Origin of the sequence: Streptomyces sp. SP18BB07, from assembly GCF_036322545.1 — a bacterium.
Classification (GTDB): domain Bacteria; phylum Actinomycetota; class Actinomycetes; order Streptomycetales; family Streptomycetaceae; genus Streptomyces; species Streptomyces deccanensis.
The window spans coordinates 74118-99335 of the sequence record NZ_JAQYWT010000370.1; the positions used below are offsets into that span (position 1 = coordinate 74118).

Sequence of the window (25218 nt, forward strand, 5' to 3'; positions counted from 1 at the left end):
ACTCGCGCGTCGGTCCGATTCTCCGTCAGTGGTCGACGGCCACCAACTCCGTCTCCTCCTCGCCCTCTTGGCCGCTCTTCGGCCGTCCCGGCAGGAACACCGCCATGGCCACCGCGCCGAGGAGGGCGATACCGGCCCCGCACAGGGCGGTCACGTGCATGGCGTGCAGGAAGGCGTCGTGGGCCGGGGTGACCAGGGACTCGCCCCGCTCGCCGAGCCGGGCGGCGAGCCCGAGGGTGGCCTCGATGGACTCGGCGGCGGCGTGCGGGGCGCCGTCCGGCAGCTTGTCCTCGATGCCGCCGCGGTAGGCGGTGGAGAGCACCGAACCGAGGACGGCGATACCGAGGGCGCCGCCGACCTGCCGGAAGGTGTTGCTGAGCGCGGACGCCGAGCCGGCCTTCTCGCGCGGCAGGGCCTGCATGATGACGACGCTCAGCGGGGTCATGACGTGCGCCATGCCAACGCCCATGAAGAAGAAGACGACTTCGAGGATCCAGATCGGGGTGTCCGCCTCCAGCACCGCGAACGCGGCCAGCATGGCGGCGATCAGCGTCATGCCGGCCGTGCACACCGCGCTGTTGCCGAACCGGTCGACAACGAGGCGGGCGCGGGGCGCGAAGACGAGCTGCGCGACGGCCAGCGGGAGCATCAACAGGCCGGTCTGGAGCGGGGAGTAGCCGCGTACGGTCTGGGTGTAGAAGACGGAGAAGAAGGTCACGCCCATCAGCGCGAAGAAGACCAGGCCGATCACGCCGATGGCGGCGGAGAACACCTTGTTCTTGAAGAAGTCCATGTCGATGGACGGGTGGTCGCTGCGCTTCTCGAAGACGACGAAGGCGGCGAGGACCGCGAGGCCGCCCAGGCTGGGCGCGAGGACGGTGGCGTCGGTGAAGTCGGCGAGCTGGCCGCCACGGATGATGCCGTAGACGAGGAGGACGAGGCCGACGACGGAGAGCAGGACGCCGACGGGGTCGACACGGCCGGGGTTCGGGTCGCGTGAGTCGGGGACCAGCCAGAGCATCAGGCCGAGGGCGAGGACGACGATCGGCACGTTGATCAGGAAGACCGAGCCCCACCAGAAGTGGTCCAGCAGGAGGCCGCCCGTGATCGGGCCGATGGCGATGGCCAGGCCGACGCCGCCCGCCCAGATGCCGATGGCCTTCGGCTGCTCGTCGCGCTCGAAGACGTTCATCAGGACGGCGAGGGTGGCGGGCATGACGAAGGCGGCACCGAGGCCCATGACCGCACGAAAGGCGATCAGCTCGCCCGGGGAGCCCGACAGGGCGGCCAGCGCGGAGCCGATGCCGAAGACGACGAGGCCGCCGAGCAGCACCTTCTTGCGGCCGAGGCGGTCGCCGAGGAGACCGGCGGAGAACAGCAACCCCGCGAAGACCAGCGTGTAGGCGTTGATCGCCCACTCCAGCTCGCTCTGGGTGGCGCCGAGCCCGGTGGGCGCCGGGGTGGAGATCGTCTTGATGGCGACGTTGAGGATCGAGTTGTCGAGCACCACGATCAGCAGGCTCAGCATCAGCACACCGAGGATCGCCCAGCGGCGCCGGTGCACTGCCGCCGGTATGCGGGAGTCAGGGACTGCGGTAGTCATGTCGTCGACCCTAGACCTATTTCGATACGGGACCGTCTCGTATCGAAAATCTTTTACCCGGCTCTTACACGCCGTATGCCTGCACGGTCACATGTACCCGCTCTGGCCCTGTCCCGTCCTAGGTGCCACCATGGGACGTGGTCCGGGGACACCGTCAGGGTGCCTCGAGATGACATGAAGGAGCTGGAGCGATGACGCAGCTTTCGGCTGCCCAGACGAAGCCCTCCGACGGCAGCAAGGCGCTGTACGGGGGCAAGGGCACACGCCGTATCACGGTCCGGGACATCGCCCTCGCCAAGGAACGCGGCGAGAAGTGGCCCATGCTCACCGCCTACGACGCGATGACCGCGTCCGTCTTCGACGAGGCCGGCATCCCGGTGATGCTCGTCGGCGACTCCGCGGGCAACTGCCACCTCGGGTACGAGTCGACCGTGCCCGTCACCCTCGACGAGATGACCATGCTCTCCGCGGCCGTCGTACGGGGCACCAGCCGCGCCCTGATCGTCGGCGACCTGCCCTTCGGCTCCTACCAGGAGGGCCCGGTGCAGGCGCTGCGCTCGGCCACCCGGCTGGTCAAGGAGGCCGGGGTCGGCGCGGTCAAGCTGGAGGGCGGCGAGCGGTCGCACCGCCAGATCGAGCTGCTGGTCGAGTCCGGCATCCCCGTGATGGCCCACATCGGCCTCACGCCGCAGTCCGTCAACGCGATGGGCTACCGCGTGCAGGGGCGCGGCGAGGAGGCCGCACAGCAGCTGCTGCGCGACGCCAAGGCCGTCCAGGACGCGGGCGCGTTCGCGGTCGTCCTGGAGCTGGTTCCTGCGGAGCTGGCGGCTGAGGTCACGCGGGTGCTGCACATTCCGACGGTCGGCATCGGTGCCGGGGCCGAGACGGACGCGCAGGTGCTCGTGTGGACCGACATGCTCGGGCTGACGGGTGGGCGGGTGCCGAAGTTCGTCAAGAAGTACGCGGATCTCCGTACGGTCATGGGGGACGCGGCGAAGGCGTTCGCGGAGGACGTCGTGGGTGGGACGTTCCCGCTGGAGGAGCACTCCGTCCACTAGGCCCTCCGGGTCCGCTGGGCCGGGTGCGTTGTCGGGTGCGGGTCCGGTGGGGCTTCTCGCGCAGTTCCCCGCGCCCCTAAAAGCTTCAGGCCCCTGCGGGCCTGAAAAGACCACGGCCCTGCGGGCCTGAAGAGCATGGGGCGCAGCCCCTGCTTTTCAGGGGCGCGGGGAACTGCGCGAGAAGCCCCACCCACCCGCACCCGCCGACGAACCGAACCCCCACCCCCTCCCGCGCGTCGGCGGCTGTCGGTGGGCTGTCGGTGGTCTGTCGGTCGGCTCTGCGACCGTCGTCCTCATGACACGAATCGACAAGAACGCCAGCGGCGCGAAGGGCGCTGTCGCCGTGCGGGGGCTGGTCAAGCACTACGGGGAGACCAGGGCGCTGGACGGTGTCGACCTCGACGTACGGGAGGGCACGGTGATGGGCGTGCTCGGCCCCAACGGGGCGGGCAAGACCACGCTCGTGCGGTGCCTGTCCACGCTGATCACACCGGACGCGGGGCAGGCGACCGTGGCCGGGTACGACGTCGTACGGCAGCCGCGCCAGCTGCGCCGGGTGATCAGCCTGACCGGCCAGTACGCCTCCGTGGACGAGAAGCTGTCCGGCTTCGAGAACCTGTACATGATCGGCCGGCTGCTCGACCTGCCCCGCAAGGAGGCCAAGAGCCGCGCGACCGGTCTGCTGGAGCGGTTCTCGCTGACCGAGGCCTCCGGGCGCCCGGCGGCGACGTACTCGGGCGGTATGCGGCGGCGGCTCGACCTGGCCGCGTCCATGATCGGCAGCCCGGCCGTGCTGTACCTGGACGAGCCGACGACCGGTCTGGACCCGCACACCCGCAACGAGGTGTGGGCCGAGGTGAAGCGGATGGTCGGCGACGGCGTGACCGTGCTGCTGACCACGCAGTACATGGAGGAGGCCGAGCAGCTGGCCTCCGAGCTGACCGTGATCGACCAGGGAAAGGTGATCGCGGGCGGCCGGATCGAGGAACTGAAGGCGCAGGTCGGCGGGCGTACGCTCCGGGTCCGGACGGCCGATCCGGTGCAGCTGCGCCCGCTGGCCGGGGACCTGGACGGCCTGGGGATCACCGGGCTCGCCACCACCACCGTGGACCCCGAGACCGGCACCCTGCTCGTGCCGATCCTCAGCGACGAGCAGCTGACCGCCGTCGTCGGCGCGATCACCGCGCGCGGCGTCACCATCGCCTCGATCAGCACCGAACTGCCCAGCCTGGACGAGGTGTTCCTGTCCCTCACCGGCCACAAGACCAGTGCGGCGCAGGACGCCGTCCCGTCCCCCGCGTACGAAGAGGTATCCGTATGAGTGCCGCCACCCTGCCCACCACCGGCGAGGCCGACGGCCGGATCGGGCCGCGGGCCCATGCCCGGCACACCGGCGCGCTCATTCGGCGCAATCTGCTGTGGATCCGGCAGAACCCCGAGTCGATGTTCGACGCGGTCCTGATGCCGATCGTCTTCACCCTGCTCTTCGTGTACGTCTTCGGCGGCTCCATCGGGCAGGCGCTGGGCGGCGGCCAGGAGCAGTACGTGCAGTACGTGGTGCCGGGCCTGATGGCGATGACGGGCATGAACATGGCCATGGGGGTCGGCACCGGGTTCAACGAGGATTTCCAGAAAGGCATCATGGACCGTTTCCGGTCCCTGCCGATCGGCCGTTCCTCGGTGCTGCTCGCGAAGATCTTCGTCGAGCTGCTGCGCAACCTGGTCGCCACGACGATCCTGCTGACCGTCGGTGTCCTCGTCGGCTTCGACGTCACCAGCTGGCCGGGGCTGTTCGCCGCGGTGGGCCTGTCCGTCGTCTTCGGCTCGTCCCTGATGTGGATCTTCCTGGTGCTGGGCGTGACGCTGAACAGCGCGCAGTCCGTGCAGGGCGTCGGCTTCCTGGTCCTGTTCCCGCTGCAGTTCGGCTCGTCGATCTTCGCGCCGACGCAGTCCATGCCGGGCTGGCTGCAGGCGTTCACCGACTACAACCCGCTGTCGTCCCTCGCGGACGCGGCGCGCGGGCTGATGACGGGCGGGCCCATCGCCCATGACCTGCTGGTCACCGTCGGCTGGTCGGTGGCGCTGACGGCGGTGATGGCGCCCATCGCGATCCACAAGTTCAAGACGAAGAGCTGAACTCAGACGAGGGCGGCGGCCTCCGCGAGGGAGAGGGCGCCGCCCTCGGCGCACGCCCGCTCGTAGGCCGCGTCGTCCAGCAGTGCCCGGACCTCGCGCTCGGCCTGCGCGCGGCCCTCGACCTCCCACGGGCTGGAGAAGTGGCCCGGCGGCAGATGCGCGTCGGCGGCGCCGAGGAGGCGGGCCGCGTCCAGGGCGCGGGCCCCACCGTCGACCCCCGCGACGGACAGCGCGGCGGTGACGAAGTGGAGGGAGGGCATATGGGGCGTGACCACCAGGGACAGCTTGTCCAGGCTCCGCTCCAGGGCCTGACGGATCAGCCGCAGCGCCTCCTCGTGGCGTCCGTCCACGCCCTCCAGCCAGCCCTCGACACCGAGGACGTACCCGGCGAAGAGCACGAAGTGGGCGGCCTCGAAGTCCTCGCGCAGCAGGACGAGTTGCCTGCGGGCCTCGGCCTGCCGTCCGGTGCGGCCGAGCCGAACGGCGAGGAAGAGTCGGGCCGCGGGCATCGCCTCCCGGGCGGCGTGCCGCCCGGCGTCCAGCACGTCGAACAGCATCTTCTCGCCCCGCTCGCCCTCGCCGCCCTCCACCAGCACACTGCCGAGCCGGACGCCGAGGATGCCCAACTGGGCGTTGGTGCCGAGCCGTTCGGCGTACTCGATGGCCCGCTCGAAATCCGCGGCGGCGGCCGCGAACTCACCCTGGCGCTCCCGGGCCTCGCCGCGCGCCGAGAGCGCCTCGGCGGCTCCCCAGGCGTCCCCGAGCCGGTCGAAGATCTCCAGCGACTCGTCGGCGTCGACGGTGGCGTCGCCGGCCCAGTCGCTGCGGTTGGCGAGGATGTTGGCCCTCATCTGCAGGGTCTGCGCCAGCTCCCAGGTGTAGCCGAGTTCGCGGCAGGTGCGGATGTTGGCGTCCAGGATGGCGCGCAGCCGGTCCATGTCACCGGTCAGCAGGACGGCGTAGAACCACATGAAGCCGGGGAAGCGGCAGGTCTGCGGCTGGCCCGGCCGGTAGGTCTCGCTGATGACCCGCAGCCGCTCCTGACCCTCGGGCGTCTCCCAGGCGGGCAGATCCATGTCCATGCAGGCCAGATGGACAAGGTGCGCACCGCGCCGGGCCTCGTCGAGGACGTCCGGGCTCATCGGCGGCGGACTGTCGACGGCACGTCCGCGCAGGTCCGGCACGGGGCGCGCGGGGGCGGTGAAGGGGTCCGGGCCGAGTTCCTTGACCTGCGCGGACCAGTGCCGGGCCTCGGTCTTCAGGTCACGCATCTGCCAGTACCAGCACAGCGCCAGGGTCAGACAGAGCGCCTCCTGCTCGTCCCGCTCGGCGACGGCGCGTCTGAGGGCGGTGCGGATGTTCTCGTACTCCAGCTCCAGCAGCTCGATCGCGGCGCGCTGGCCGGAGCCGCGCAGCAACGGGTCGGTGGCGCGGGCGAGTTCGCGGTAGTACGTGAGGTGCGCGCGTTCGGCGGCGGGGCGGGTGCCCGTCTCGTCGAGCCGTTCGCCGGCGTACTCGACGACGGTCTCCAGGAGGCGGTAGCGCATCGCACCGGCCGCGGGAACCGCCGAAGGGGCCGCCACGACGAGGGACTTGTCGACGAGGGAGCCGAGCGCCTCCAGCGCGGCGGGACCGCAGACGGCCTCGGCGGCGGCCAGGTCGCAGCCGCCGGCGAACACCGACAGCCGTCGCAGGACGTCCCGTTCCTCCTCGTCGAGGAGCTCCCAGGACCAGTCGACGACGGCGCGCAGGGTCTGCTGCCGGGGCAGCACCGTACGGCTGCCCGAGGTGAGCAGCCGGAAGCGGTCGTCGAGACGGTCGGCGATCTGGCGGGGCGTCAGCATCCGCAGCCGGGCCGCCGCCAGCTCGATCGCGAGCGGCAGTCCGTCGAGGCGGCGGCAGATCTCGGCGGCGGCCTCCGGGTCGGCGTCGACGGTGAACCCGGGCCGGGCGGCCGCTCCCCGGTCGGCGAGCAGGCGCAGCGCGTGGGGTTCCGTCAGCGGTTCCACCGGGCGCAGCAACTCCCCCGGTACGCCGAGGTGTTCGCGGCTGGTGGCCAGGACGGTCAGCCCCGGGCACCGGCGGAGGAGGTGGTCGACGAGGTGGGCGGCGGCGTCCACGACGTGTTCGCAGTTGTCGAGGATCAGCAGCATGCGGCGGCCGGCGCAGTGCTCGGCGAGGCGGACCAGGGGGTCGTCGGGGCGGTCCGCCGCGACGCGCATCTCCTCGGCGCCGGCGCCCCTCAGGACGGTCTCGCGGGCGCCCAGGGCGGTGAGGACGGCCTCCGGGACGTTCGCGGGGTCGTCGACGGGGGCGAGTTCGGCGAGCCAGACGCCGTCCGGCATGGCTGCGGCCATCGCGTCGCCGGCCTCTTGGGAGAGGCGGGTCTTTCCCGCGCCGCCGGGGCCGAGGAGGGTCACGAGGCGGGTGGTGGTGAGGTCGTCGCGAATCGTGTCTATGTCGGTGTCTCGGCCCACGAAGGAGGTGAGGCGGGCGCGGAGGTTGCCCGGGGGGCGGGTGGGGTGGGGGTGCCGGTGCGGTTTTTCGCCCCCGCCGCCCCTTCCCGTCCCTTCCTCCAGGGGCTGCGCCCCTTCGACCCCCAGACGTCCCTCCGGTGGGGGCTGGTCGCGCAGTTCCCCGCGCCCCTTTCGGGGCGCGGTTTCGTTCGATCGCAGGAGTTCTGTGTGCAGTCTGCTGAGGACCGGGCCCGGGCTCGCGCCCAGGCGGGCTGCCAGGAGGCGGCGTATCTGCTCGTAGGCGGCCAGGGCCTCCGCCGTGCGGCCGGTGTCGCGGAGGGCGCGGAGGCGGAGGGCCTGGAGGGGTTCGTCGAGGGGGTGGGTGTCGCAGAGGGCGGTGAGGTCCGGGAGGGCGGTGTCGGGGCGGCCCAGGGCGAGGGCGGCGTCGAGGCGGGCGCGGTGGGCGTCGAGGCGGCGGGTCTCCCAGCGGGCGGCCTCGGCGGCGCGGTCGGGGAGGTCGGCGAGGGGTGGGCCCTGCCAGAGGGCGAGGGCGTCGTCGAGGACGTCGGCGGCCTTGGCCGGGTCACCGTCGGCGAGCGCGCGGGCGCCCTCGTCCACGAGGCGTTCGAAGCGGTGCAGGTCGATGTCGTCCCGGGTGGCCGTGAGCCGGTAGCCGCCGTTCACCGAGGCGACCGCGTCCGGGCCGAGCGCCCTGCGCAGCCGGCCGACCAGCGCCTGGAGCGCGCCCGGCGCGTCGGCGGGCGGGTCGTGGGTCCACACCTCGTCGACGAGGACGGGCGCGGGCACCGTACGTCCCGGTCGCAGCGCGAGCACGGTCAGTAGGGCGCGCAGGCGTGCGCCCCCGACGGGGACGGGGGTGCCGTCGGACTGCAGGGCCTGGGTGGTGCCGAGGATGCGGTAGCGCACGGAGTCATTCTCACTCGCCCCGCAGTCCTGACGAACTTCCTTTTAGCACGCCACCAGAGATCAGACAGCTAATTCATGGAACTCTCAGTAGCTTAGATACACCCACGCTACCTTCGCCGCCATGGGAAGATCTCTGCGAGCACTCATCACCGTCCGGCTGACTGTCCGAACCGAATCGACCACCAGTCCTGAGCGGCAAATCGAAGAGTGCAGCTCCTTTTGTGCGTCGCGCGGCTGGGAGGTCGTAGGGGTCGCCAGTGATCTCTCGGTCTCCGCCACCGCCGTGCCACCATGGCGACGTCCGGAGCTGTCCCGCTGGCTCGACGAACGCGCTCCCGAATTCGACGTCGTCGTCTTCTGGCGACTCGATCGGTTCGTTCGTCGAGTCAGTGATCTTCACAAGATGATCGAGTGGGCACAGAAGCACGGCGGCAAGGGCCTCGTATCCGCCACCGAACCGTTCGACCTCACGAGTCCGACGGGCAAGGCGACCGCCACCATGATCGCGACGTTCGCCCAGATGGAAGCCCGAGCCGCAGCCGAGCGGGTCACCTCTTCGCGTGCGCACCTCCTCACCTCCACACGGTGGGGCGGGAGTTCACCGCCGTTCGGCTACAGGACGTACGCGAGAGACGGAGCCCGTTACCTGGAGATCAATCCGGAGACGGCGGCTGTCGTGAAGGAGGCAGCCCAGCGCGTCATCGGCGGCGAACCGGTCAACGCCATCTGCCGGGACTTCGAGGCGCGAGGGGTACCTGCGCCCGCGGACACGTACCAGCGCAACAGGTCGGGGAAGGACTTCGTCTGGTATCCGCGCACGCTGAAGGGAATCCTCACCTCGCCCACGCTGCTCGGCTGGAAGACACGCAGCGTGGATGTGCCCGGTCGGAAGTACAGGAAGCGTGAACTGGTTCGCGATCAGGAGGGCGGTCCGGTCCGTGTGGCCGCAGGAGTGCTGGATCAGGAGACCTTCGACCGCCTGCAGGGCGTCCTGGCCGATTCAGCCGCCCCGTCGGGCCGCCGTCCCGCGACACCCAGGACCCCGCTCCTCAACGTGATCAAGTGCGGCGGATGCGGCAAGAACCTTCAGCTGCACACGACAAGGAAGCGGCGCAAAGACGGTACGTACCGGATCACCGAAAAGATCCGCTGCCTTTCGCGCGTCGGCTCCCCGGCCTGCCCTGGCTATGCGTTCGTTCCGGACGACGACATCGTCACCCCGATCCTGGGCATGCTGGTCAAGGCGTTCGGTGACACACCCGTCGTGCGCCGTGAGTACGTCCGGCGAACCGGAAGCAGAAGTGAGGCCGACCTTCCGCCCCGCGACATCGATGAGGATCGTTGGCAGTTCGTGCCACTGGGCTCGACCTTCGCCGAGCGGTGGCTGAGCATGGGGGTCGCGGAGATCGGCGAGGACCTGATCCGCGCCGGCATCACGATCAAATGTCATCCGCGAGAGCGCGGCGGCCATGTTCCGGACATTCCCGCAGACTTCCGGGAACGCCTTGCCAAGTTCCTGATGTGAGAGGGGTCCCACGGCAGGTGGGCAGGTGCTGAACGGAGAATCGTCCCGGGAGAGCAACCGTCTCTCAGAACGTTGTCCTCATGTTCACCATCACAGTCGATTCCCCCCGCGCACCGACGGACCCATATCAGGAGCCCTGTACATGACCATCACCTCTCGCACCAGCGACCACCGGATCAGCCCGGTCTTCCTCGGGATCGTCGCCGTCATGGCGGTCACCGGTTGGGCGGTGTGGACAGGCTTCGCATCGGCGCCGGGGCTTGCCGTCTTCCTTTTCGTCACCTCGGCCTGGGTGGTCTCCCTCTGTCTGCACGAGTACGCCCACGCCCGTACCGCGCTCCACAGCGGAGACATCACCGTCGGCACAAAAGGCTATTTGAGCCTCAACCCTCTCGCCTACACCCATGCCCTGCTCAGCATCGTGCTGCCCGTCGTGTTCGTGATCATGGGCGGGATCGGTCTGCCCGGTGGTGCGGTGTTCATCGAGCGGGGCCGGATCCAGGGCCGCTGGAAGCACAGTCTGATCTCGGCGGCGGGCCCGCTGACGAACGTGCTGTTCGCGGCCGTCTGCACCGCGCCCTTCTGGCTGGGGGTCACCGACGGCGTCCCGATGGCCTTCCTGTTCGCCCTGGCCTTCCTGGCGATGCTCCAGGTCACGGCGGCGATCCTGAACTTCCTCCCGGTGCCCGGCCTGGACGGGTACGGCGTCATCGAGCCCTGGCTGTCGTACAAGATCCGTCGCCAGGTGGAGCCGCTGGCGCCCTTCGGGCTGCTGCTCGTCTTCGCGGTCCTGTGGATCCCGGCGGTGAACGGCGTGTTCTGGGACGTGATCGACGCGTTCATGCGGGGCCTCGGGATCGAGGACCGGCTGTCCGACTGCGGCTACTGGCTCTACCGCTTCTGGCGCGAGGACAGCGACATCTGCCTCACGGGGATGTGACGGCCGGGGACTCAGCCGGCGGCGGAGCGCTCCAGCTTCGCCTTGCGCACGTAGTACCAGGTCATGTTGGACGACAGGCCGGCCATCAGCACCCACACGACTCCCAGCCAGCTGCCCCGGCTGAAGGAGACCACGGCCGCGGTGACCGCGAGGAGACAGACGACGAGCGCGTAGACGGCGAGGCGGGGCATGGGGGTCGGCTCCTGGGAAGGCGGTCGGACGAGGTGGTGCGTCGTCCAGTGTCCCCCATGCCCGTACGGGTGCGTACGTCGCCTCGGCGGGTCACACGTCCGTCAGGCGGATGCCCGCGTGGGCCTTGTAGCGGCGGTTCACGGAGATCAGGTTGGCGACCAGGGACTCGACCTGGTGGGCGTTGCGCAGCCGGCCGGCGAAGATGCCGCGCATGCCGGGGATGCGACCGGCCAGCGCCTGCACGATCTCGACGTCGGCACGCTCCTCGCCGAGGACCATCACATCGGTGTCGATCTCCTCGATCTCCGGGTCCTCCAGGAGGACGGCGGAGAGGTGGTGGAAGGCGGCGGTGACCCGCGAGTCCGGCAGCAGGGCGGCGGCCTGCTCGGCGGCGCTGCCCTCCTCCGGCTTCAGCGCGTAGGCGCCCTTCTTGTCGAAGCCGAGCGGGTTGACGCAGTCGACGACGAGCTTGCCGGCCAGTTCCGCGCGCAGCGATTCGAGGGTCTTGCCGTGCCCGTCCCACGGCACCGCGACGATCACGATGTCGCTGCGGCGGGCGGTCTCGGCGTTGTCGGCGCCCTCGACGCCGTGGCCGAGCTCCTGGGCGACGCCCTGGGCGCGGTCGGCGGCCCGCGACCCGATGATCACCTTCTGGCCGGCCTTGGCGAGGCGGTAGGCGAGGCCCTTGCCCTGCGGACCGGTGCCGCCGAGCACGCCGACGACGAGTCCCGAGACGTCCGGCAGGTCCCAGGGGTCCTTGGCGGGGGCCTTCGCGGTGGACTGCTGTGCACTGTCAGTTGAGGTCATGGGCCGACTTTACGTGCGGGTGCGGGGCGGGAGACCGTCAGGTGAGCGTGGTCACGGGGACCCGGCGGAACGTGATCGTCTCGTACGCGCTGAAGTCGCCCGTCTCGTAGAGCAGTCCGACGGTGTCCCGGTCGACGCGTACGAGGTCGGAGTACGCGGCGGGCAGCCCGTCGACGGTGTGCACCGGGCGCCAGGTGACACCGTCGTCGGTGCTGGCGCGGACGGTCATCAGGGCGCGGAAGCCGGGGTCGGCGGGGCCGGAGTGGAGGAGCAGGTCGGGGTCGCGGAGTTGGAGGACGCTGCCCTCGACGACCGGTCCGACGATGCTCGCCTGCGGCCGGAACGGCTTGATGAGGCTCTCGCCGCCGTCCGTGGAGTGGGCGTCGGCGCGGGTGCCGGGGGCCGGGGAGTCGTTGCGGGTGTTGAAGTAGACCCGGCCGTCGGGGAGTTCGGCGGCGGTGGTCTCGTTGGCGTTGATGTAGCCGTCGGTGTTGTCGTCGACGTATCCGATGCGCCAGGTGGCGCCCGCGTCGTCGCTCAGCAGGCAGTGGCCGCCGTTGTACTTGCCCTCCGTGCCGTTGTCCGCGCCGGCGGGCGGGAGGGAGTGGTTGGCGGGAACGACGACGCGGCCGGTGGTGAGCTGGAGCGCGTGGCCGGGGGTGGTGGCGTACCACCGCCACTCGGGCTTCTTGGTCTGCTGGGTGATCTCCCTGGGGTCGGACCACGTCCGCCCCTCGTCGTCGCTGTGCTGCACCCAGACGCGACGGCCGTCCGCCGCACTCACCGCGCCGCGGCGGATGGCGTCCTCCGTGGCGTGGGCGGCGTTGCGGATGTGGACCAGCAGGATCCGGCCCGTGTCGAGGACGACGGGGGCGGGGTTGCCGGCGAGGGCGTCGCCGTTCTTGGCGGCGACCTGGAGCGGGCCCCAGGTCCGGCCTCCGTCCGTCGACCGCTTCACCACGATGTCGATGTTCCCGAAGTCCTCCCGCCCGCCGACCCGCCCCTCGCAGAAGGCGAGCAGGGCGCCGGAGGGGGTGACGACGACCGCCGGGATCCGGAAGCTGGCATAGCCTTCGCGACCGGCCCGGAAGGGGACGCTGGACTGGGGCGTGGGGGTCATGGGGGGCTCCTGGGGTGGGGGGCGGCTCGTGGGGTGGTGGTGCGGTGGGCCCGTGGCGGTCGTTGTTCGGCCTGCGTGCCCGGCTCGGGCTAATTCGGGGTGAACACCGGGTCACGAGTGTCCGGTTGCGGCAGGATGCGGGCGCATGGATGCCGTACGGGTCGCGTTGTTGCGTGAGGTGCTCGCCGGGACGGAGTGGCTGGGGGCCACGCGCCGGTTCGCGGGGGCGTTGCGGGGTTCCGTGGTGTCGTACGGCGGTGGGCTGCTGCTCGTCGGCACGGCAGAGTACGAGCCGTGGCACCTCGCGGCGCACCTGGTGGACGAGGCGGCCTGGTCCGGTACGCCGGAGCTCTCCCCCACGCTCGTCCGGCACTCCGCGCGGGCCTCGGATCCGGCGCACCTCGCGGTGGGGCTCGGGCGGGTGTCGGCGGCGCGGCGGGGCGAGACCCTGCTCGTGGTGGCGCCGTCCGCGCCGGGCGCCGCGCTGCTGGAGCGGGTCCACGACGCGCGGCGGGCCGGGGCGACGGTGCTCTCGCTGGACACCGGCGACGGGGAGCTCGACGCGCTGACCCACGACTCGTTGACGGCACCGCCCGCCGCACCCGAGGTCGACCTCGACATGGTCCAGCACCTGGTCAGCGCGGCCGCCGGCGAGAACGCGCTGCCGGCGCCGAGGGGGCGACGCCGTTTCCGGGACCGCCTCTCCCGTCTCGCCGACCAGCTGACCGCCCCGCCGCCCACCCGCTGGTGACCCTGTCGGCCACCGGGACGGTTTCCCGCCGGGGCGGCCCCGGCGCTCCCGCGCGGCGGCGGGTTCCGCGCGGCGGCGGATTCCGCGCGACGGCCGCCCCTCCGCTCCCGCGGAGTGGTGAGGAGACGGCCGGCAGGTCAGGCGCCGGGCTCCCCGGACGGGGTGTCGTGCCAGCGCGGGTCCGTCTCCCACTCCGCGTTGCGTTCCTGGGCCGTCTCCATCGCCCGCTCGGCGTCCTGGCGGGAGGCGTAGGGGCCCATGCGGTCCTTTCCGGGGCAGTCGGGGCCCTCTTCGACCTTCTTGTGTTCCAGGCAGTAGAACCACTCACCGGGCTTGCCGGCCGTACGCCGTTTGAACAGGGGCATGACCTGAGTTCCCTTCGCCAGTCGTCACCGACATGGTCCCCCACCACCGCTGGTTAAACTCGCTGGCATGTCTGGCCAGTCGCTGCTCGCACCGGGGAAGCTCTCCCCCGCCCGCCCCGTACCGGGGAACATCCGCCGTCCCGAGTACGTGGGCAAGCCCGCCCCGACTCCGTACACCGGGCCGGAGGTGCAGACTCCGGAGACGATCGAGGCGATGCGGATCGCCGGCCGGATCGCGGCCCGGGCGATGGCCGAGGCGGCCGAGCACATCGCGCCCGGGGTCACCACGGACGAGCTGGACCGGGTCGCGCACGAGTACATGTGCGACCACGGGGCCTACCCCTCGACGCTCGGCTACCGCGGTTTCCCCAAGTCGCTGTGCACCTCGGTCAACGAGGTCATCTGCCACGGCATCCCCGACTCGACCGTGCTGAACGACGGCGACATCGTCAACCTGGACGTGACGGCGTACATCGGCGGCGTCCACGGCGACAACAACGCCACCTACCTGGTGGGAGAGGTCGACGAGGAGTCGAGGCTGCTCGTCGAGCGGACCCGGGAGTCGCTCGCCCGCGCGATCAAGGCCGTCAAGCCGGGGCGGCAGATCAACATCATCGGGCGCGTCATCGAGTCGTACGCGAAGCGGTTCGGGTACGGGGTGGTGCGCGACTTCACCGGGCACGGGATCAACTCGTCGTTCCACTCCGGGCTGATCGTCCCCCACTACGACTCCCCGCACGCCACCACCGTGATCCAGACCGGGATGACCTTCACGATCGAGCCGATGCTCACGCTCGGGTCGTACGACTACGACATGTGGGACGACGGCTGGACGGTCGTGACGAAGGACCGCAAGCGGACCGCGCAGTTCGAGCACACGCTGGTGGTCACGGAGACCGGTGCGGAGATCCTCACGCTGCCGTAGCTCCGCCCCCGCCTCGACGTGCGGAAAGAGCCCGCCCCCGGCCTCTGGTCGGCGGCGGGCTCTTTCCTGCGTGGATTCGATGTGGGGCCGGTGGGGATTCGGGGTACCGTTTTTACCGACAGGGAGTCGGGAACCTGTTGACTTAGGTAAGCCTAAGTATAGAAAATGGCGGCAGGTTCTCGTCCATCCCTCATCGGCACCGGAGGCCTCCATGAACGCGTCGGTCACCTCGGACACGGCGTTCTCCACGCTCATCCGCACCGCCTCGCACGAGCAGCACACGGAGGCGGAGACCACGACGTTCATGGGCGACATGCTGGGCGGCAAACTCGGCGTCGAGGCGTACACGCGGTACACCGAGCAGCTGTGGTTCGTGTACGAGGCGCTGGAGAGCGCCGCTCCGGGGCTGGCCGACGACCCGGTCGCGGGGCCGTTCGTCCAGCCCGAGCTGATGCGGCTGGGCGCGCTGGAGCGGGACCTCGAGCATCTGCGCGGCCCCGACTGGCGGGCGACGCTCACGGCGCTGCCGGCGACCGAGGAGTACGCGGCGCGGGTCGCTGAGTGCGCGCGCACCTGGCCCGGCGGGTATGTGGCCCACCACTACACGCGGTACCTCGGAGACCTGTCCGGTGGGCAGATCATCCGGGACCGGGCCGAGAAGACGTGGGGCTTCGCCAAGAAGGGCGACGGGGTCCGGTTCTATGTGTTCGAGCAGATCACCAACCCGGCCGCGTTCAAGCGGGGGTACCGGGAGCTGCTGGACCAGGTGCGAGCCGACGATCTGGAGAAGCAGCGGATCGTGAGTGAGTGCAAGCGGGCGTTCGCGCTCAACACCGCGGTCTTTCTTGCGTTGGGGGACGAGTTTCCCTTGAGTGCGTAGGCGCTGCGCTCGCTTGGGCGGTGGGGTTCGGGGACGCTGGGGTTGTGGGTTCGGTGCGGGTGGGTGGGGGCTGGTCGCGCCCACGCGGCGGAGCCGCATATCGGTACAGCCCCGCGCCCCTTAAAAGCAGGGGGTGCCCCCTGCCTTGAAAGGTCCCTAGCGTTCCAGGAACACCCTGCCCCCGACCTCCACCCAGCCGTGCGGCTGCGGGGCCGTCAGGAGTTGGGAGCCTGTGCCCTGGGTGATGTTCAGGGCTCGGCCCAGTTGGGCGGTGAGTTGCAGGGCCGCGGCGCCGGTGGCCTCGTCCTCGTCGATGCCGTCGTCGCGGCCGGGGAAGGCGCGGGCGCGGACGCGGCCGGCGGCCTCGTCCTCCCAGGCCCAGGCGTAGATCCACTCGCCGGGCGGGGGGACCCGTAGGTCGTCCACCTCGGCGGCGGAGCCGTACTGGCGGAACGTGCGGGGCGGGGCCCACTCCGGCAGGGCCTCGATCCAGCTGAACTCGCCGTCCAGCCGGGCCCCGACCACACCGGCCGGGGTGACCAGTTCGGGTACATCGAGCAGCCAGGCGGCGCCCACGCACGGGTAACCGGCGAACGGCAGGCGCAGCGAGGGGGTGTAGATGTCGATGACACCGCGCTCGGGGTCGTCCACGAACACGGTCTCGCTGAAGCCGAGTTTGGCGGCGAACTCCTGGCGCTCGGCGCGGTCGGGCATGACGGAGCCCTCGCGGACGACGCCCAGTTCGTTGCCGTATCCGCCGCGGGGTCCGCAGAACACCCGCAGCACATCGAAGTCGGTCACCCCCGCATTGAAACATCAACCAGACCCCGGGTCGTACCAGGTCACCGCACCCCCGGGGATCGACCGGGCAGGGCCGCCCCCATCCGTGAGAGGACCAAGTGACCGTACTGGACAAGCCGGTTGAGCCGGAGAGGGCCGACGGGCCCGACGGGACCGACAAGGCGCACGGGGGCGTGGCAGGTCGTCCGGGGAAGGGTGGGCAGGCCTCCGGTGCCGGGCGTCGGGGTGCCCCGCTGGTGCTGACCGTCGGTCTCGTCGTCGTGCTGTTCGTGCTGGTGCCGGTCGCCGGGGGGCTCGGGGCCTATCCCATTCCCACCGGTGACGTGGTCTCCTCGGTGGCCCATCGGATCGGGCTGGGCGGGGCGGAGCTGGCACGCGTTCCCGAGTCGGTGCTGTGGAACGTGCGGTTCCCGAGGATCGTGCTGGCGTTGCTGATCGGCGCGTCGCTCGGGTGTGCGGGGGCGCTGATGCAGGGCGTCTTCGGCAACCCGCTGGCGGAGCCGAGTGTCATCGGGGTCTCGCTGGGCGCGGCGGTGGGCGCGGTCGCGACGATCGCGTTCGGGATCACGTTCCTCGGGAACTGGACGGTGTCGGTCTTCGCGTTCGTCGCCGGGCTGATCACCGTGTTCGTGGTGTACGCGATGTCGCGGTCGGGCGGCCGGACCGAGGTTGTCACGCTGATTCTCACCGGCATCGCGGTGAACGCGTTCGCGGGCGCCACGATCGGGCTGTTCATCTTCCTCGCGGAGGACACGGCGGCCGTCAACCAGATCACGTTCTGGCAGTTGGGCTCGCTCGCGCAGTCGACGTGGCCGAAGGTGCTGGCCGTGCTGCCGTGCGCGGTGATCGGGCTGGCCGTGGCGCCGTTCTACGCGCGCAAGCTGGACCTGCTCGCGCTGGGTGAGCGGCCCGCGCGGCATCTCGGGGTGGACGTGGAGCGGCTGCGGGTCGTGCTGATCCTGGTCGTCGCGCTGCTGACCGCCGCCGCCGTGAGCGTGTCGGGTGTCATCGGGTTCGTGGGGCTCGTCGTCCCGCATCTGCTGCGGATGGCGGCCGGGCCGGGGCACCGGTTCCTGATCCCGGGCAGCGCGCTCGCCGGGGCGGTCGTCCTGCTGGCGGCGGACCTCGCGGCCCGCACGATCGTCCAGCCGGCCGAGCTGCCCCTGGGCGTCCTCACCGCCCTGATCGGCAGCCCGTTCTTCTTCTGGCTGCTCCGCAGGACCCGTCGCAAGCAGGGAGGCTGGGCATGAGGGGCTCATCGGGCACGGGGTCCCTGCGTGGGCTGATCCTGGGGCGACTGCGCTCGGGCGCTCCCACTCCCCCGGCCCCGGCCGGCCCCGGTGACGTCCTCGCCGAGGCCGATGGCGTCACCGTCCGCCTCGGTGCGCGCGAGGTCCTGCACGGTGTGTCCGTCGCGGCCCGCGCCGGTGAGGTGCTCGCGCTGGTCGGGCCCAACGGCGCGGGCAAGTCGACGCTGCTGGGCGCGCTGGCGGCGGACCTGCCGGTGGCCGGTGGGGTCGTACGGGTGCACGGGCGGCCGGTGGGTGAGTGGTCGGCGCCCGAACTGGCGCTGCGACGGGCCGTGTTGCCGCAGTCGGCCGCGCTGTCGTTCCCCTTCACCGTGGAGGAGGTCGTACGGATGGGGCGGGCGCCCTGGGCGCGGCAGCCGGACGGGGACGGCGCGGTGGACTCCGACGACGTGGCCGTGGCGGAGGCGATGACCCTGACCGAGGTCACCGGGTTCGCGGCGCGGCCCTTCTCCGCGCTGAGCGGCGGCGAGCGCGCCCGGGTGGCGCTGGCGCGGGTGCTCGCGCAGCGGGCTCCGCTGCTGATGCTGGACGAGCCGACGGCCGCGCTGGACCTCAGGCATCAGGAACTGGTGCTGCGGGTGTGCCGGGAGCGGGCGCGGGCGGGGGACGCGGTGGTCGTCGTCCTGCACGATCTCGGGCTGGCGGCGGCGTACGCGGACCGGGTGGCCGTGCTGCGCGACGGGCGGATCGCGGCGGACGGGCCGCCGGCCGGGGTCTTCGAGGAGGGGTTGCTGTCGGAGGTGTACCGGCAGCCGGTGGAGGTGTTCCCGCATCCGCGGACGGGCGATGTCCTGATCACACCGAAACGGGGTTCTTGACCGCGGATTGGGTCTCTTGACTGCGGATTGGGTCTCTTGACCGGCTCTTGACCGGACTATGGCGGCTGTTTTGAGCCACCGTGATCGGGCCGTGCTCGTACGGCTCGGAGGAGAGGGCTTCACTGGGAAGACAGCGTTTGGTGAGGTAAGCCTCAGATAACTACGGGGCCGCCTCACCTTCTCTGTGTGTCCCCTGTGTACTTCCTTGGAGCCGAAATGCGCCCCCTCAGTCGCCCCTTCAGACTCTCCGTCGTCACGGCTGCCACGACCGTGGCGGCTCTGACCGCCGTCACCGGCTGCACCGAGAAGAGCAGTGCGGGCGCGGACGGGGTCATCGCGGTGACCGCGACCGACACGACGTGCGAGGTGTCGAAGAAGGAGTTCCCGGCGGGCCACGTCGAGCTGGACATCGAGAACAAGGGCTCCAAGGTCACCGAGGTCTACGTCCTGTTCCCGGATGACCGGGTGGTGACCGAGCGCGAGAACATCGGCCCCGGCACCAAGCAGAAGGTCACCGCCGAGGTGAAGGAGGGCGAGTACCAGATCGCCTGCAAGCCCGGCATGAAGGGCGACGGCATACGGCAGGCCGTCACGGCCACCGGCAGCGGGAAGATCGCCGAGCGCGACCCGCGGCTCGACAAGGCGGTCGCCTCGTACCGCAAGTACGCGCAGGCGCAGGCCGACGAGACCATTCCGCTGGTGAAGGTGTTCGCCGAGGCCGTCAAGGACGGGGACGTCGAGGCCGCGAAGAAGGCGTACGCGCCCTCCCGTATCGGCTGGGAGCGCACCGAGCCGGTCGCCGAGTCCTTCGGTGACATCGACCCGAAGGTGGATGTGCGCGAGGACGGTCTGGAGGAGGGCCAGGACCCGGAGAAGGACTGGACGGGCTGGCACCGTCTGGAGCGCTCACTGTGGCAGGACGGCAAGCTCACCGACCGCGACTCGGAGCTGGCCGACCAGCTGGTGACCGACCTGGAGGACTGGCAGAAGCGGGTCGGCAAGGCGGAGATCACCCCGACGTCCATGGCCAACGGCGCCAAGGAACTCCTCGACGAGGTCGCCACCGGCAAGGTCACCGGTGAGGAGGAGCGCTACTCGCACACCGACCTCGTCGACTTCAAGGCCAACGTCGAGGGCGCCGAGGAGTCGTACGAGCTGCTGAAGTCCGTCGCCGCCGAGAACGACCCGGAGCTGACGAAGGAACTCGACCAGCAGTTCGCGGCGCTGAACACGCTCCTCGACAAGTACCGCGCGGACAAGACCGGGTACGACTTCGTCTCCTACGACAAGGTCGGCGAGGCGGAGCGCAAGGAGCTGTCGGACGCGGTCAACGCCCTCGCCGAGCCGCTGTCGCAGCTCGCCGCGGCCGTCGTCAAGTAACCGGGCGGGTACGGGAGTCGACTGATGACAGCACCGACGGGACCGACTGAACCGGCTGCACCGGCTGAACCGACGGGACCGGTTGAACCGACGGAAGCGGCAGGCAACGCACAGGCGCCCACCCGGCGTGCGCTGATCGGCTGGGGCGGTGCCGGGCTCGCGCTCGGTGCCGCCGCGGCCGGCGGCGCGGTCGCCGTGGCGCGCACCGGCGACGAGGCGGCCCCCGCGGCCGGTGCGGCCGTCGCCTTCCACGGCGCCCACCAGGCCGGGATCGCCACGCCCGTGCAGGACCGGCTGCACTTCGCCGCGTTCGACGTGGAGACGGACGACCGCGACGCGTTCGTGGCGATGCTGAAGGACTGGACGGCCGCCGCGCGCCGGATGACGGCCGGGAAGGCGGTCGGCGACGGCGCGTACGGCGGTCTGCCGGAGGCCCCGCCGGACGACACCGGGGAGGCGCTGGGGCTGAAGCCGTCCCGGCTGACGCTGACGATCGGGTTCGGGCCGTCGCTGTTCGAGAAGTTCGGTCTGGCGGGGCGGCGGCCCACGGCCCTGGTGGACCTGCCGCAGTTCGCCGGCGACAACCTCGACAGGGGCCGCAGCGGCGGGGATCTGTGCGTCCAGGCCTGCGCGGACGATCCGCAGGTCGCGGTGCACGCCATCCGCAACCTCGCCCGCATCGGCTTCGGCAAGGTGTCGGTCCGCTGGTCGCAGCTCGGGTTCGGCAAGACCTCCTCGACCACCCCCGAGGCGCAGACCCCCCGCAACCTCATGGGCTTCAAGGACGGCACCCGCAACATCGCGGGCACCGAGACGGACCGGCTGAAGAAGTTCGTGTGGGTGGACGAGAAGGACGTCGACGCGGACTCCGCCTGGATGACCGGCGGCTCGTACCTCGTCGCCCGCCGTATCCGGATGCACATCGAGCCATGGGACCGGACCTCGCTGCGGGAGCAGGAGGACATCTTCGGCCGCGACAAGGGCGAGGGCGCGCCCATGGGCAAGGCGAAGGAGCGGGACGAGCCGTTCCTGAAGGCGATGCTGCCGGACGCGCACGTACGGCTCGCACACCCCGACTCCAACGGCGGGGCCACGCTCCTGCGGCGCGGCTACTCCTTCACCGACGGCACGGACGGCCTCGGCCGGCTGGACGCGGGCCTGTTCTTCCTCGCGTACCAGCGTGATGTGCGCCGGGGGTTCATCCCGGTGCAGCGGAATCTGGCCACGGACGCGCTCAACGAGTACATCCAGCACGTGGGTTCGGCGATCTTCGCGGTGCCACCGGGCGTCCGGGACGCGGACGACTGGTGGGGGCGGGCGCTGTTCACCGGCTCATCGACGAAGGGCTGAGGCCGTGTTCGCGAACTATCTGATCGGTCTGCGGGAGGGCCTGGAGGCCAGTCTCGTCGTCTGCATCCTCATCGCCTATCTGGTGAAGACGGACCGCCGGGACGCGCTGAAGCCCATCTGGATCGGGATCGGGGTCGCCGTCGGGCTGGCCCTCGCCTTCGGCTGCGTCCTCGAATTCGGCTCCCAGGAGCTGACGTTCCAGGCGCAGGAGGCGCTCGGCGGCTCCCTGTCGATCATCGCGGTGGGCCTGGTGACCTGGATGGTCTTCTGGATGCGGCGCACGGCCCGCCATCTCAGGGCCGACCTGCACGGCAAACTGGACGCGGCCCTGCGGATGGGCACGGGCGCGCTGGTGGCGACCGCGTTCCTGGCGGTGGGCCGGGAGGGCCTGGAGACCTCGCTGTTCGTGTGGACGTCGGTCCGGGCGTCGAGCGACGGCACCGAGGGCCCGCTGATCGGCGTCCTGCTGGGCCTGGCGACGGCGGTGGTGCTCGGCTGGCTGTTCTACCGGGGCGCGCTGCGCATCAACCTCGCGAAGTTCTTCACCTGGACCGGCGGCATGCTGGTCGTGGTCGCGGCCGGTGTCCTCGCGTACGGCTTCCACGACCTCCAGGAGGCCGACTTCGTGCCCGGCCTGACGGACAAGGCGTTCGACATCTCCGGGACGATCCCGCCGGACAGCTGGTACGGCACCCTCCTGAAGGGTGTGTTCAACTTCCAGCCCGACCCGACGGTCCTGCAAGTCACGGTCTGGCTCCTCTATCTGATCCCGACGCTCGCGCTGTTCCTGGCCCCGGTAGGGTTCGCCTCCGGGAAGGGGAAGGTGAAGATTCCTGATGAGCAGGGTGCGCGGGGTTCGGAGCCCACTGGGGCTTCGTGAGGTTCGTACGGGCGGGAGGTTCCTCGGGCTGCTCCGCCGGGGCGGAGTTCGTCGTCGGGGCGGGCTTCTCGCGTACGGGCGTGGCGCGTTGGTGACCACGGCGGTGACCGCGCTGTCGTTGACGGCGAGCGGGTGCGTGGTGGTCCGGGGCGATCTGGAGGTCCTCCCGACCGCGACCCGGGCGGAGGCGGAGCGGGCGCTGCAGGACTTCACCACCGCGTACAACAAGGCGGACAAGGCCAACGACCAGTCCCAGGACGCCGCCCGGGTCACCGGCGCGCTCGCCGACATCGACGGCGGCAAGCTCCGCTCGGGTGCGAAGATCAACCCGAGCGGCAACCCGAACCATGTGCCGCTCGAGCTGGCCGACATCACGTACACGATCCCGGAGAAGGCGGGCTGGCCGCGCTGGTTCGTCGCCGACGCCACCGCCAACAAGGGCAACAAGACGGACCGTTGGCTGTTCGTGTTCACCCGGGACGGGCTGACCGATCTGTGGGAGGTCTCCTTCCTCACGATCGTGCCCGCCGCCGACATGCCCGAGTTCAAGAAGGACGCGGACGGCCACGCCCAGGCGGTGCAGCCCGACGACGCCGAACTCTCCGTGGAGCCCGCGCAGTTGCCCGACCGGTACGTGACGTACCTGAAGGAGGACAGCGCGCTCTTCGCGGACGGCCCGTACACCTCCGAGGAGCGCGCGCGGCGCCAGCGGAACGCGGAGAAGCCGGGCCTGGCGCGGCAGTACATCGACGAGGCCCTCACCAACGGCGACTACGCGCCGGTCGGTCTGCGCACCACGGACGGCGGGGCGCTGGTCTTCTTCACCACCCGCCACTACCAGAAGCAGACCGCCGCGCAGGGGGTGAGCATCCCCGTCAACGACGCGGCCGTGCGTGCCCTGATGACGGGCGAGCCGAAGCAGTCGCTGACCCTGGAGTTCGTGAACAACCAGGCGGTCCTCGACCCGGCGAAGACGCGGTCCGACCAGCAGGTGCGGGTCGTGAGCCAGGTGGGCGGGCTGACGGGGGCCAAGGGCGAGTAGGGGCCCTGACCGCCGGGCGGTCGCTCGGGTGGTGTCAGCCTCGGGACGGCCAGGCCGTGTTCGCGTGGTCCGGCTGCTCGCCCACGTGGCGTGAGCAGGCGTCGGTGAGGATCTCCAGCAGGCTCAGGGGGTCCGGCAGCGGGTGCTCGGGGCCGCGTACCCAGTGGACGCCGAGGTCACCGGGGAGTCGGGCCGGCGGAACGAGGACGTAGGACCCCCGGCAGTGCCAGCGCAGACCGGGGTGCTCGTCCATGGTCTCGGGGTGGCAATCCAGTTCGCAGGGCCACCACTCGTCCTCGTCCTCGGGGGTGCCCCGGGTGAGGGTGAAGAAGAGCAGCCGCCCGTTGTCGGACTCGGACTCGAACTCCGCGACGGGGCCGACCTCGATCCCGGCGGCGAGCAGCCGCTCCAGGGCCTCGCTTCCGGCGGCGAGCGGGACGTCCAGCACGTCGTGGACCATGCCGGTCGCGGTGATGAAGTTGGCCTGCGGCTGGTGCCGGGCCCAGCGCTCGATCTGGCCGCGGTCGGTGGTGGACTGCGTCTGCCAGGCGAACGACACCGGGTGCCGGGCGGGGGTGGGGCAGCCGACGCGGTCGCACGAACACCGGTAGCCCGAGGGGTACGCGGCGGGCGCGAGCGGGAGTCCGGCGGCGGCCGCGGCGAGCAGCAGCTCCTCACGGCCGGTGTCGTCGGCGGCGGGGTCGAGCGGGCGCCCGGTACGGCGGGCACGCAGCCACTCGGAGAACCTGCCCTGCCGACCGGTCCGGCCGCCGAACGTCGCGCTCATCTATCGCCTCGCCTCGCTGTGGTGCGGACAGCATGTCCCCATGGTCCCACCATCCTGCGCCGGGGGTGGCCGGAGCCCACATCCGGGGTAGGTGGGGCGATGCCGGAGCGCGGACGAGGATGGCGGTCTATCCCGCGTTTTGAGGGGATTTACCGCCCGCGGTCCGGCCCCGCTCGATCGGCACCGGGTCGTCTTGGTCACATCGGGCGGGGCGGCCCGGTCAGCGGGGTGCGAGGCCGTGCAGGGCGTACTCGACGAGGGCGTCCGTGTACTCGTACGAGATGGGGCCCGTGTACTGCAGCCAGCGCTGGGCGAGCGGGGAGACGAAGAGTTCCAGGGCGATGCGCGGGTCGATGTCGGGGCGTACGGCGCCCTGCTCCTGGGCCGCGCGCAGCCGCTTCACATACAACTGGAGCTGGGGTTCGAGCAGTTTGCCGACGAACTCGACGCCCAGCTCCCGGTTGATCACTCCCTCGGCGGCCAGGGCGCGGGAGGGGATCTCGAACTTGGGGTCGAGGAGTTCGTCGACGGTCGCGCGCAGGACGGCCTTGAGGTCGGCTTCGAGGTCCCCGGTGTCCGGGATCTCGTACTCGGCCCGCTCCCCGATCACCTCGGGCCGGGCCGCGGCGTCCGCCGCCTGCGCGCTCAGGTCGAGGAACGCCTCCAGCAGCACCTCCGCCTTCGAGGACCACCACCGGTAGATCGTCTGCTTGCCTACGCCGGCGCGGGCGGCGATGCCCTCGATGGTCGTCTTCTGGTACCCGACCTCACCGATGAGGGCGAGGGCGGCGTCGTAGATGGCGCGACGCGACTTCTCGCTGCGCCGGGCGGAATCAGGGGCGGTCTTTTTGGCCATGCCCCGAATTTACCAGGTTGACAAGACGGAGCGTCTCGCCTCATGGTGGTGGGCATAGGCGAGACGAACCGTCTCGCCGCGTTGCGAGAGGGAGACCGTCATGACCCGAGGTGGAGCAGGGAACATGCTGGGAGTGGGCGGCGCCCGCCGGAACCTCGGCCGCAAGGCCCTGCGCGGCGGCCACGGAAGCGGCCGCGTCGGCGGCGGCCTCGACCCCCAGGCCCAGAAGCGCGAGCTGCTGCGCAGGCTGCAGGAGAAACGACAGGAGGGCCGTACGGCCGACGGGGCGTCGTGAACGGATGAGGGGGC

Annotated in this window: 24 protein-coding genes; 15 read left to right on the forward strand and 9 right to left on the reverse strand. The window is 71.0% G+C overall.

From position 1 onward, the window contains the following. Window positions 1-25 precede the first annotated feature (25 nt). A complete protein-coding gene (locus PUR53_RS45785; protein ID WP_329912408.1) occupies window positions 26-1603 on the reverse strand; it encodes an MFS transporter in 1578 nt (525 codons plus the stop codon). Window positions 1604-1794: 191 nt separating this feature from the next. Here PUR53_RS45785 and panB point away from each other — a divergent pair, with 191 nt between their 5' ends. The 3 genes from panB (at window position 1795) to PUR53_RS45800 (ending at window position 4797) form a co-directional block, all read left to right on the forward strand. Then, the gene (panB, locus tag PUR53_RS45790) at window positions 1795-2661 is read left to right on the forward strand and encodes a 3-methyl-2-oxobutanoate hydroxymethyltransferase (RefSeq protein ID WP_045562832.1); all 867 of its coding nucleotides are present in this window, start codon (window positions 1795-1797) and stop codon (window positions 2659-2661) included. 295 nt (window positions 2662-2956) lie between these two features. Further along, window positions 2957-3982 carry an ATP-binding cassette domain-containing protein gene (locus PUR53_RS45795; protein ID WP_329912409.1) on the forward strand — a complete coding sequence of 342 codons (1026 nt, stop codon included), beginning with the start codon at window positions 2957-2959 and terminating at the stop codon, window positions 3980-3982. After that, window positions 3979-4797, forward strand: a complete 819-nt coding sequence (locus tag PUR53_RS45800) for an ABC transporter permease (RefSeq protein WP_329901172.1) — start codon at window positions 3979-3981, stop codon at window positions 4795-4797. Before PUR53_RS45795 ends, PUR53_RS45800 begins: the two co-directional genes overlap by 4 nt. A gap of 2 nt (window positions 4798-4799) precedes the next feature. On the opposite strand, the gene PUR53_RS45805 is transcribed toward PUR53_RS45800, so the two are convergent. Continuing rightward, window positions 4800-8180 carry an AfsR/SARP family transcriptional regulator gene (locus PUR53_RS45805; RefSeq protein WP_329912410.1) on the reverse strand — a complete coding sequence of 1127 codons (3381 nt, stop codon included), beginning with the start codon at window positions 8178-8180 and terminating at the stop codon, window positions 4800-4802. A 121-nt stretch (window positions 8181-8301) separates the two neighbouring features. Between PUR53_RS45805 and PUR53_RS45810 the strand changes: the two genes are divergently transcribed. Both PUR53_RS45810 and PUR53_RS45815 read left to right on the forward strand, forming a co-directional pair. Further along, complete coding sequence (locus tag PUR53_RS45810; protein WP_329901170.1) at window positions 8302-9705, forward strand: recombinase family protein; 1404 nt, start codon at window positions 8302-8304, stop codon at window positions 9703-9705. 142 nt (window positions 9706-9847) lie between these two features. Further along, a complete protein-coding gene (locus PUR53_RS45815; RefSeq protein WP_329912411.1) occupies window positions 9848-10645 on the forward strand; it encodes a site-2 protease family protein in 798 nt (265 codons plus the stop codon). A gap of 11 nt (window positions 10646-10656) precedes the next feature. On the opposite strand, the gene PUR53_RS45820 is transcribed toward PUR53_RS45815, so the two are convergent. From PUR53_RS45820 to PUR53_RS45830, 3 genes are all read right to left on the reverse strand, one after another. After that, entirely contained in the window at window positions 10657-10836 is a 180-nt protein-coding gene (locus PUR53_RS45820) for a hypothetical protein (protein WP_319100015.1), read from the reverse strand. 91 nt (window positions 10837-10927) lie between these two features. Continuing rightward, complete coding sequence (npdG, locus tag PUR53_RS45825) at window positions 10928-11644, reverse strand: NADPH-dependent F420 reductase (protein WP_329901168.1); 717 nt, start codon at window positions 11642-11644, stop codon at window positions 10928-10930. A 37-nt stretch (window positions 11645-11681) separates the two neighbouring features. Continuing rightward, complete coding sequence (locus PUR53_RS45830) at window positions 11682-12764, reverse strand: sialidase family protein (RefSeq protein WP_329912412.1); 1083 nt, start codon at window positions 12762-12764, stop codon at window positions 11682-11684. Window positions 12765-12909: 145 nt separating this feature from the next. Between PUR53_RS45830 and PUR53_RS45835 the strand changes: the two genes are divergently transcribed. Beyond that, complete coding sequence (locus PUR53_RS45835) at window positions 12910-13515, forward strand: hypothetical protein (RefSeq protein WP_329912413.1); 606 nt, start codon at window positions 12910-12912, stop codon at window positions 13513-13515. 137 nt (window positions 13516-13652) lie between these two features. On the opposite strand, the gene PUR53_RS45840 is transcribed toward PUR53_RS45835, so the two are convergent. Next, entirely contained in the window at window positions 13653-13880 is a 228-nt protein-coding gene (locus PUR53_RS45840; RefSeq protein WP_329901165.1) for a hypothetical protein, read from the reverse strand. Between the two features lie 67 nt (window positions 13881-13947). Between PUR53_RS45840 and map the strand changes: the two genes are divergently transcribed. Then, the gene (map, locus tag PUR53_RS45845) at window positions 13948-14805 is read left to right on the forward strand and encodes a type I methionyl aminopeptidase (RefSeq protein WP_329912414.1); all 858 of its coding nucleotides are present in this window, start codon (window positions 13948-13950) and stop codon (window positions 14803-14805) included. A gap of 211 nt (window positions 14806-15016) precedes the next feature. Continuing rightward, complete coding sequence (locus PUR53_RS45850; protein ID WP_329901163.1) at window positions 15017-15685, forward strand: biliverdin-producing heme oxygenase; 669 nt, start codon at window positions 15017-15019, stop codon at window positions 15683-15685. 156 nt (window positions 15686-15841) lie between these two features. Here the strand turns inward: PUR53_RS45850 and PUR53_RS45855 are convergent, their stop codons facing one another. After that, window positions 15842-16486 carry a PhzF family phenazine biosynthesis protein gene (locus tag PUR53_RS45855; RefSeq protein ID WP_329901162.1) on the reverse strand — a complete coding sequence of 215 codons (645 nt, stop codon included), beginning with the start codon at window positions 16484-16486 and terminating at the stop codon, window positions 15842-15844. A gap of 233 nt (window positions 16487-16719) precedes the next feature. Here PUR53_RS45855 and PUR53_RS45860 point away from each other — a divergent pair, with 233 nt between their 5' ends. The 6 genes from PUR53_RS45860 to PUR53_RS45885 all read left to right on the forward strand — a co-directional run bounded on the left by PUR53_RS45860 (window position 16720) and on the right by PUR53_RS45885 (window position 23266). Continuing rightward, on the forward strand, window positions 16720-17736 hold the full coding sequence (locus PUR53_RS45860; RefSeq protein ID WP_329901277.1) for a FecCD family ABC transporter permease: 1017 nt from the start codon (window positions 16720-16722) through the stop codon (window positions 17734-17736). Beyond that, window positions 17733-18614 (forward strand): heme ABC transporter ATP-binding protein, encoded by an 882-nt coding sequence (locus PUR53_RS45865; RefSeq protein WP_329901161.1) that lies wholly within the window; start codon window positions 17733-17735, stop codon window positions 18612-18614. The genes PUR53_RS45860 and PUR53_RS45865 overlap by 4 nt, the downstream gene beginning before the upstream one ends. Window positions 18615-18830: 216 nt before the next feature. Beyond that, on the forward strand, window positions 18831-19994 hold the full coding sequence (efeO, locus tag PUR53_RS45870) for an iron uptake system protein EfeO (RefSeq protein WP_329912415.1): 1164 nt from the start codon (window positions 18831-18833) through the stop codon (window positions 19992-19994). 24 nt (window positions 19995-20018) lie between these two features. Further along, window positions 20019-21344 carry an iron uptake transporter deferrochelatase/peroxidase subunit gene (gene efeB / locus PUR53_RS45875; protein WP_329912416.1) on the forward strand — a complete coding sequence of 442 codons (1326 nt, stop codon included), beginning with the start codon at window positions 20019-20021 and terminating at the stop codon, window positions 21342-21344. A 4-nt stretch (window positions 21345-21348) separates the two neighbouring features. After that, a complete protein-coding gene (gene efeU / locus PUR53_RS45880; RefSeq protein ID WP_329901158.1) occupies window positions 21349-22224 on the forward strand; it encodes an iron uptake transporter permease EfeU in 876 nt (291 codons plus the stop codon). Next, window positions 22181-23266, forward strand: a complete 1086-nt coding sequence (locus PUR53_RS45885; RefSeq protein WP_329912417.1) for a hypothetical protein — start codon at window positions 22181-22183, stop codon at window positions 23264-23266. Before efeU ends, PUR53_RS45885 begins: the two co-directional genes overlap by 44 nt. Before the next feature lie 34 nt (window positions 23267-23300). Here the strand turns inward: PUR53_RS45885 and PUR53_RS45890 are convergent, their stop codons facing one another. Beyond that, a complete protein-coding gene (locus tag PUR53_RS45890) occupies window positions 23301-24053 on the reverse strand; it encodes a bifunctional DNA primase/polymerase (protein ID WP_329901156.1) in 753 nt (250 codons plus the stop codon). 220 nt (window positions 24054-24273) lie between these two features. Continuing rightward, entirely contained in the window at window positions 24274-24909 is a 636-nt protein-coding gene (locus PUR53_RS45895; RefSeq protein WP_329901155.1) for a TetR/AcrR family transcriptional regulator, read from the reverse strand. Between the two features lie 100 nt (window positions 24910-25009). On the opposite strand from PUR53_RS45895, the gene PUR53_RS45900 reads away from it, so the two are divergent. Further along, window positions 25010-25204 (forward strand): DUF6243 family protein, encoded by a 195-nt coding sequence (locus PUR53_RS45900; protein WP_329912418.1) that lies wholly within the window; start codon window positions 25010-25012, stop codon window positions 25202-25204. Window positions 25205-25218 lie beyond the last annotated feature (14 nt).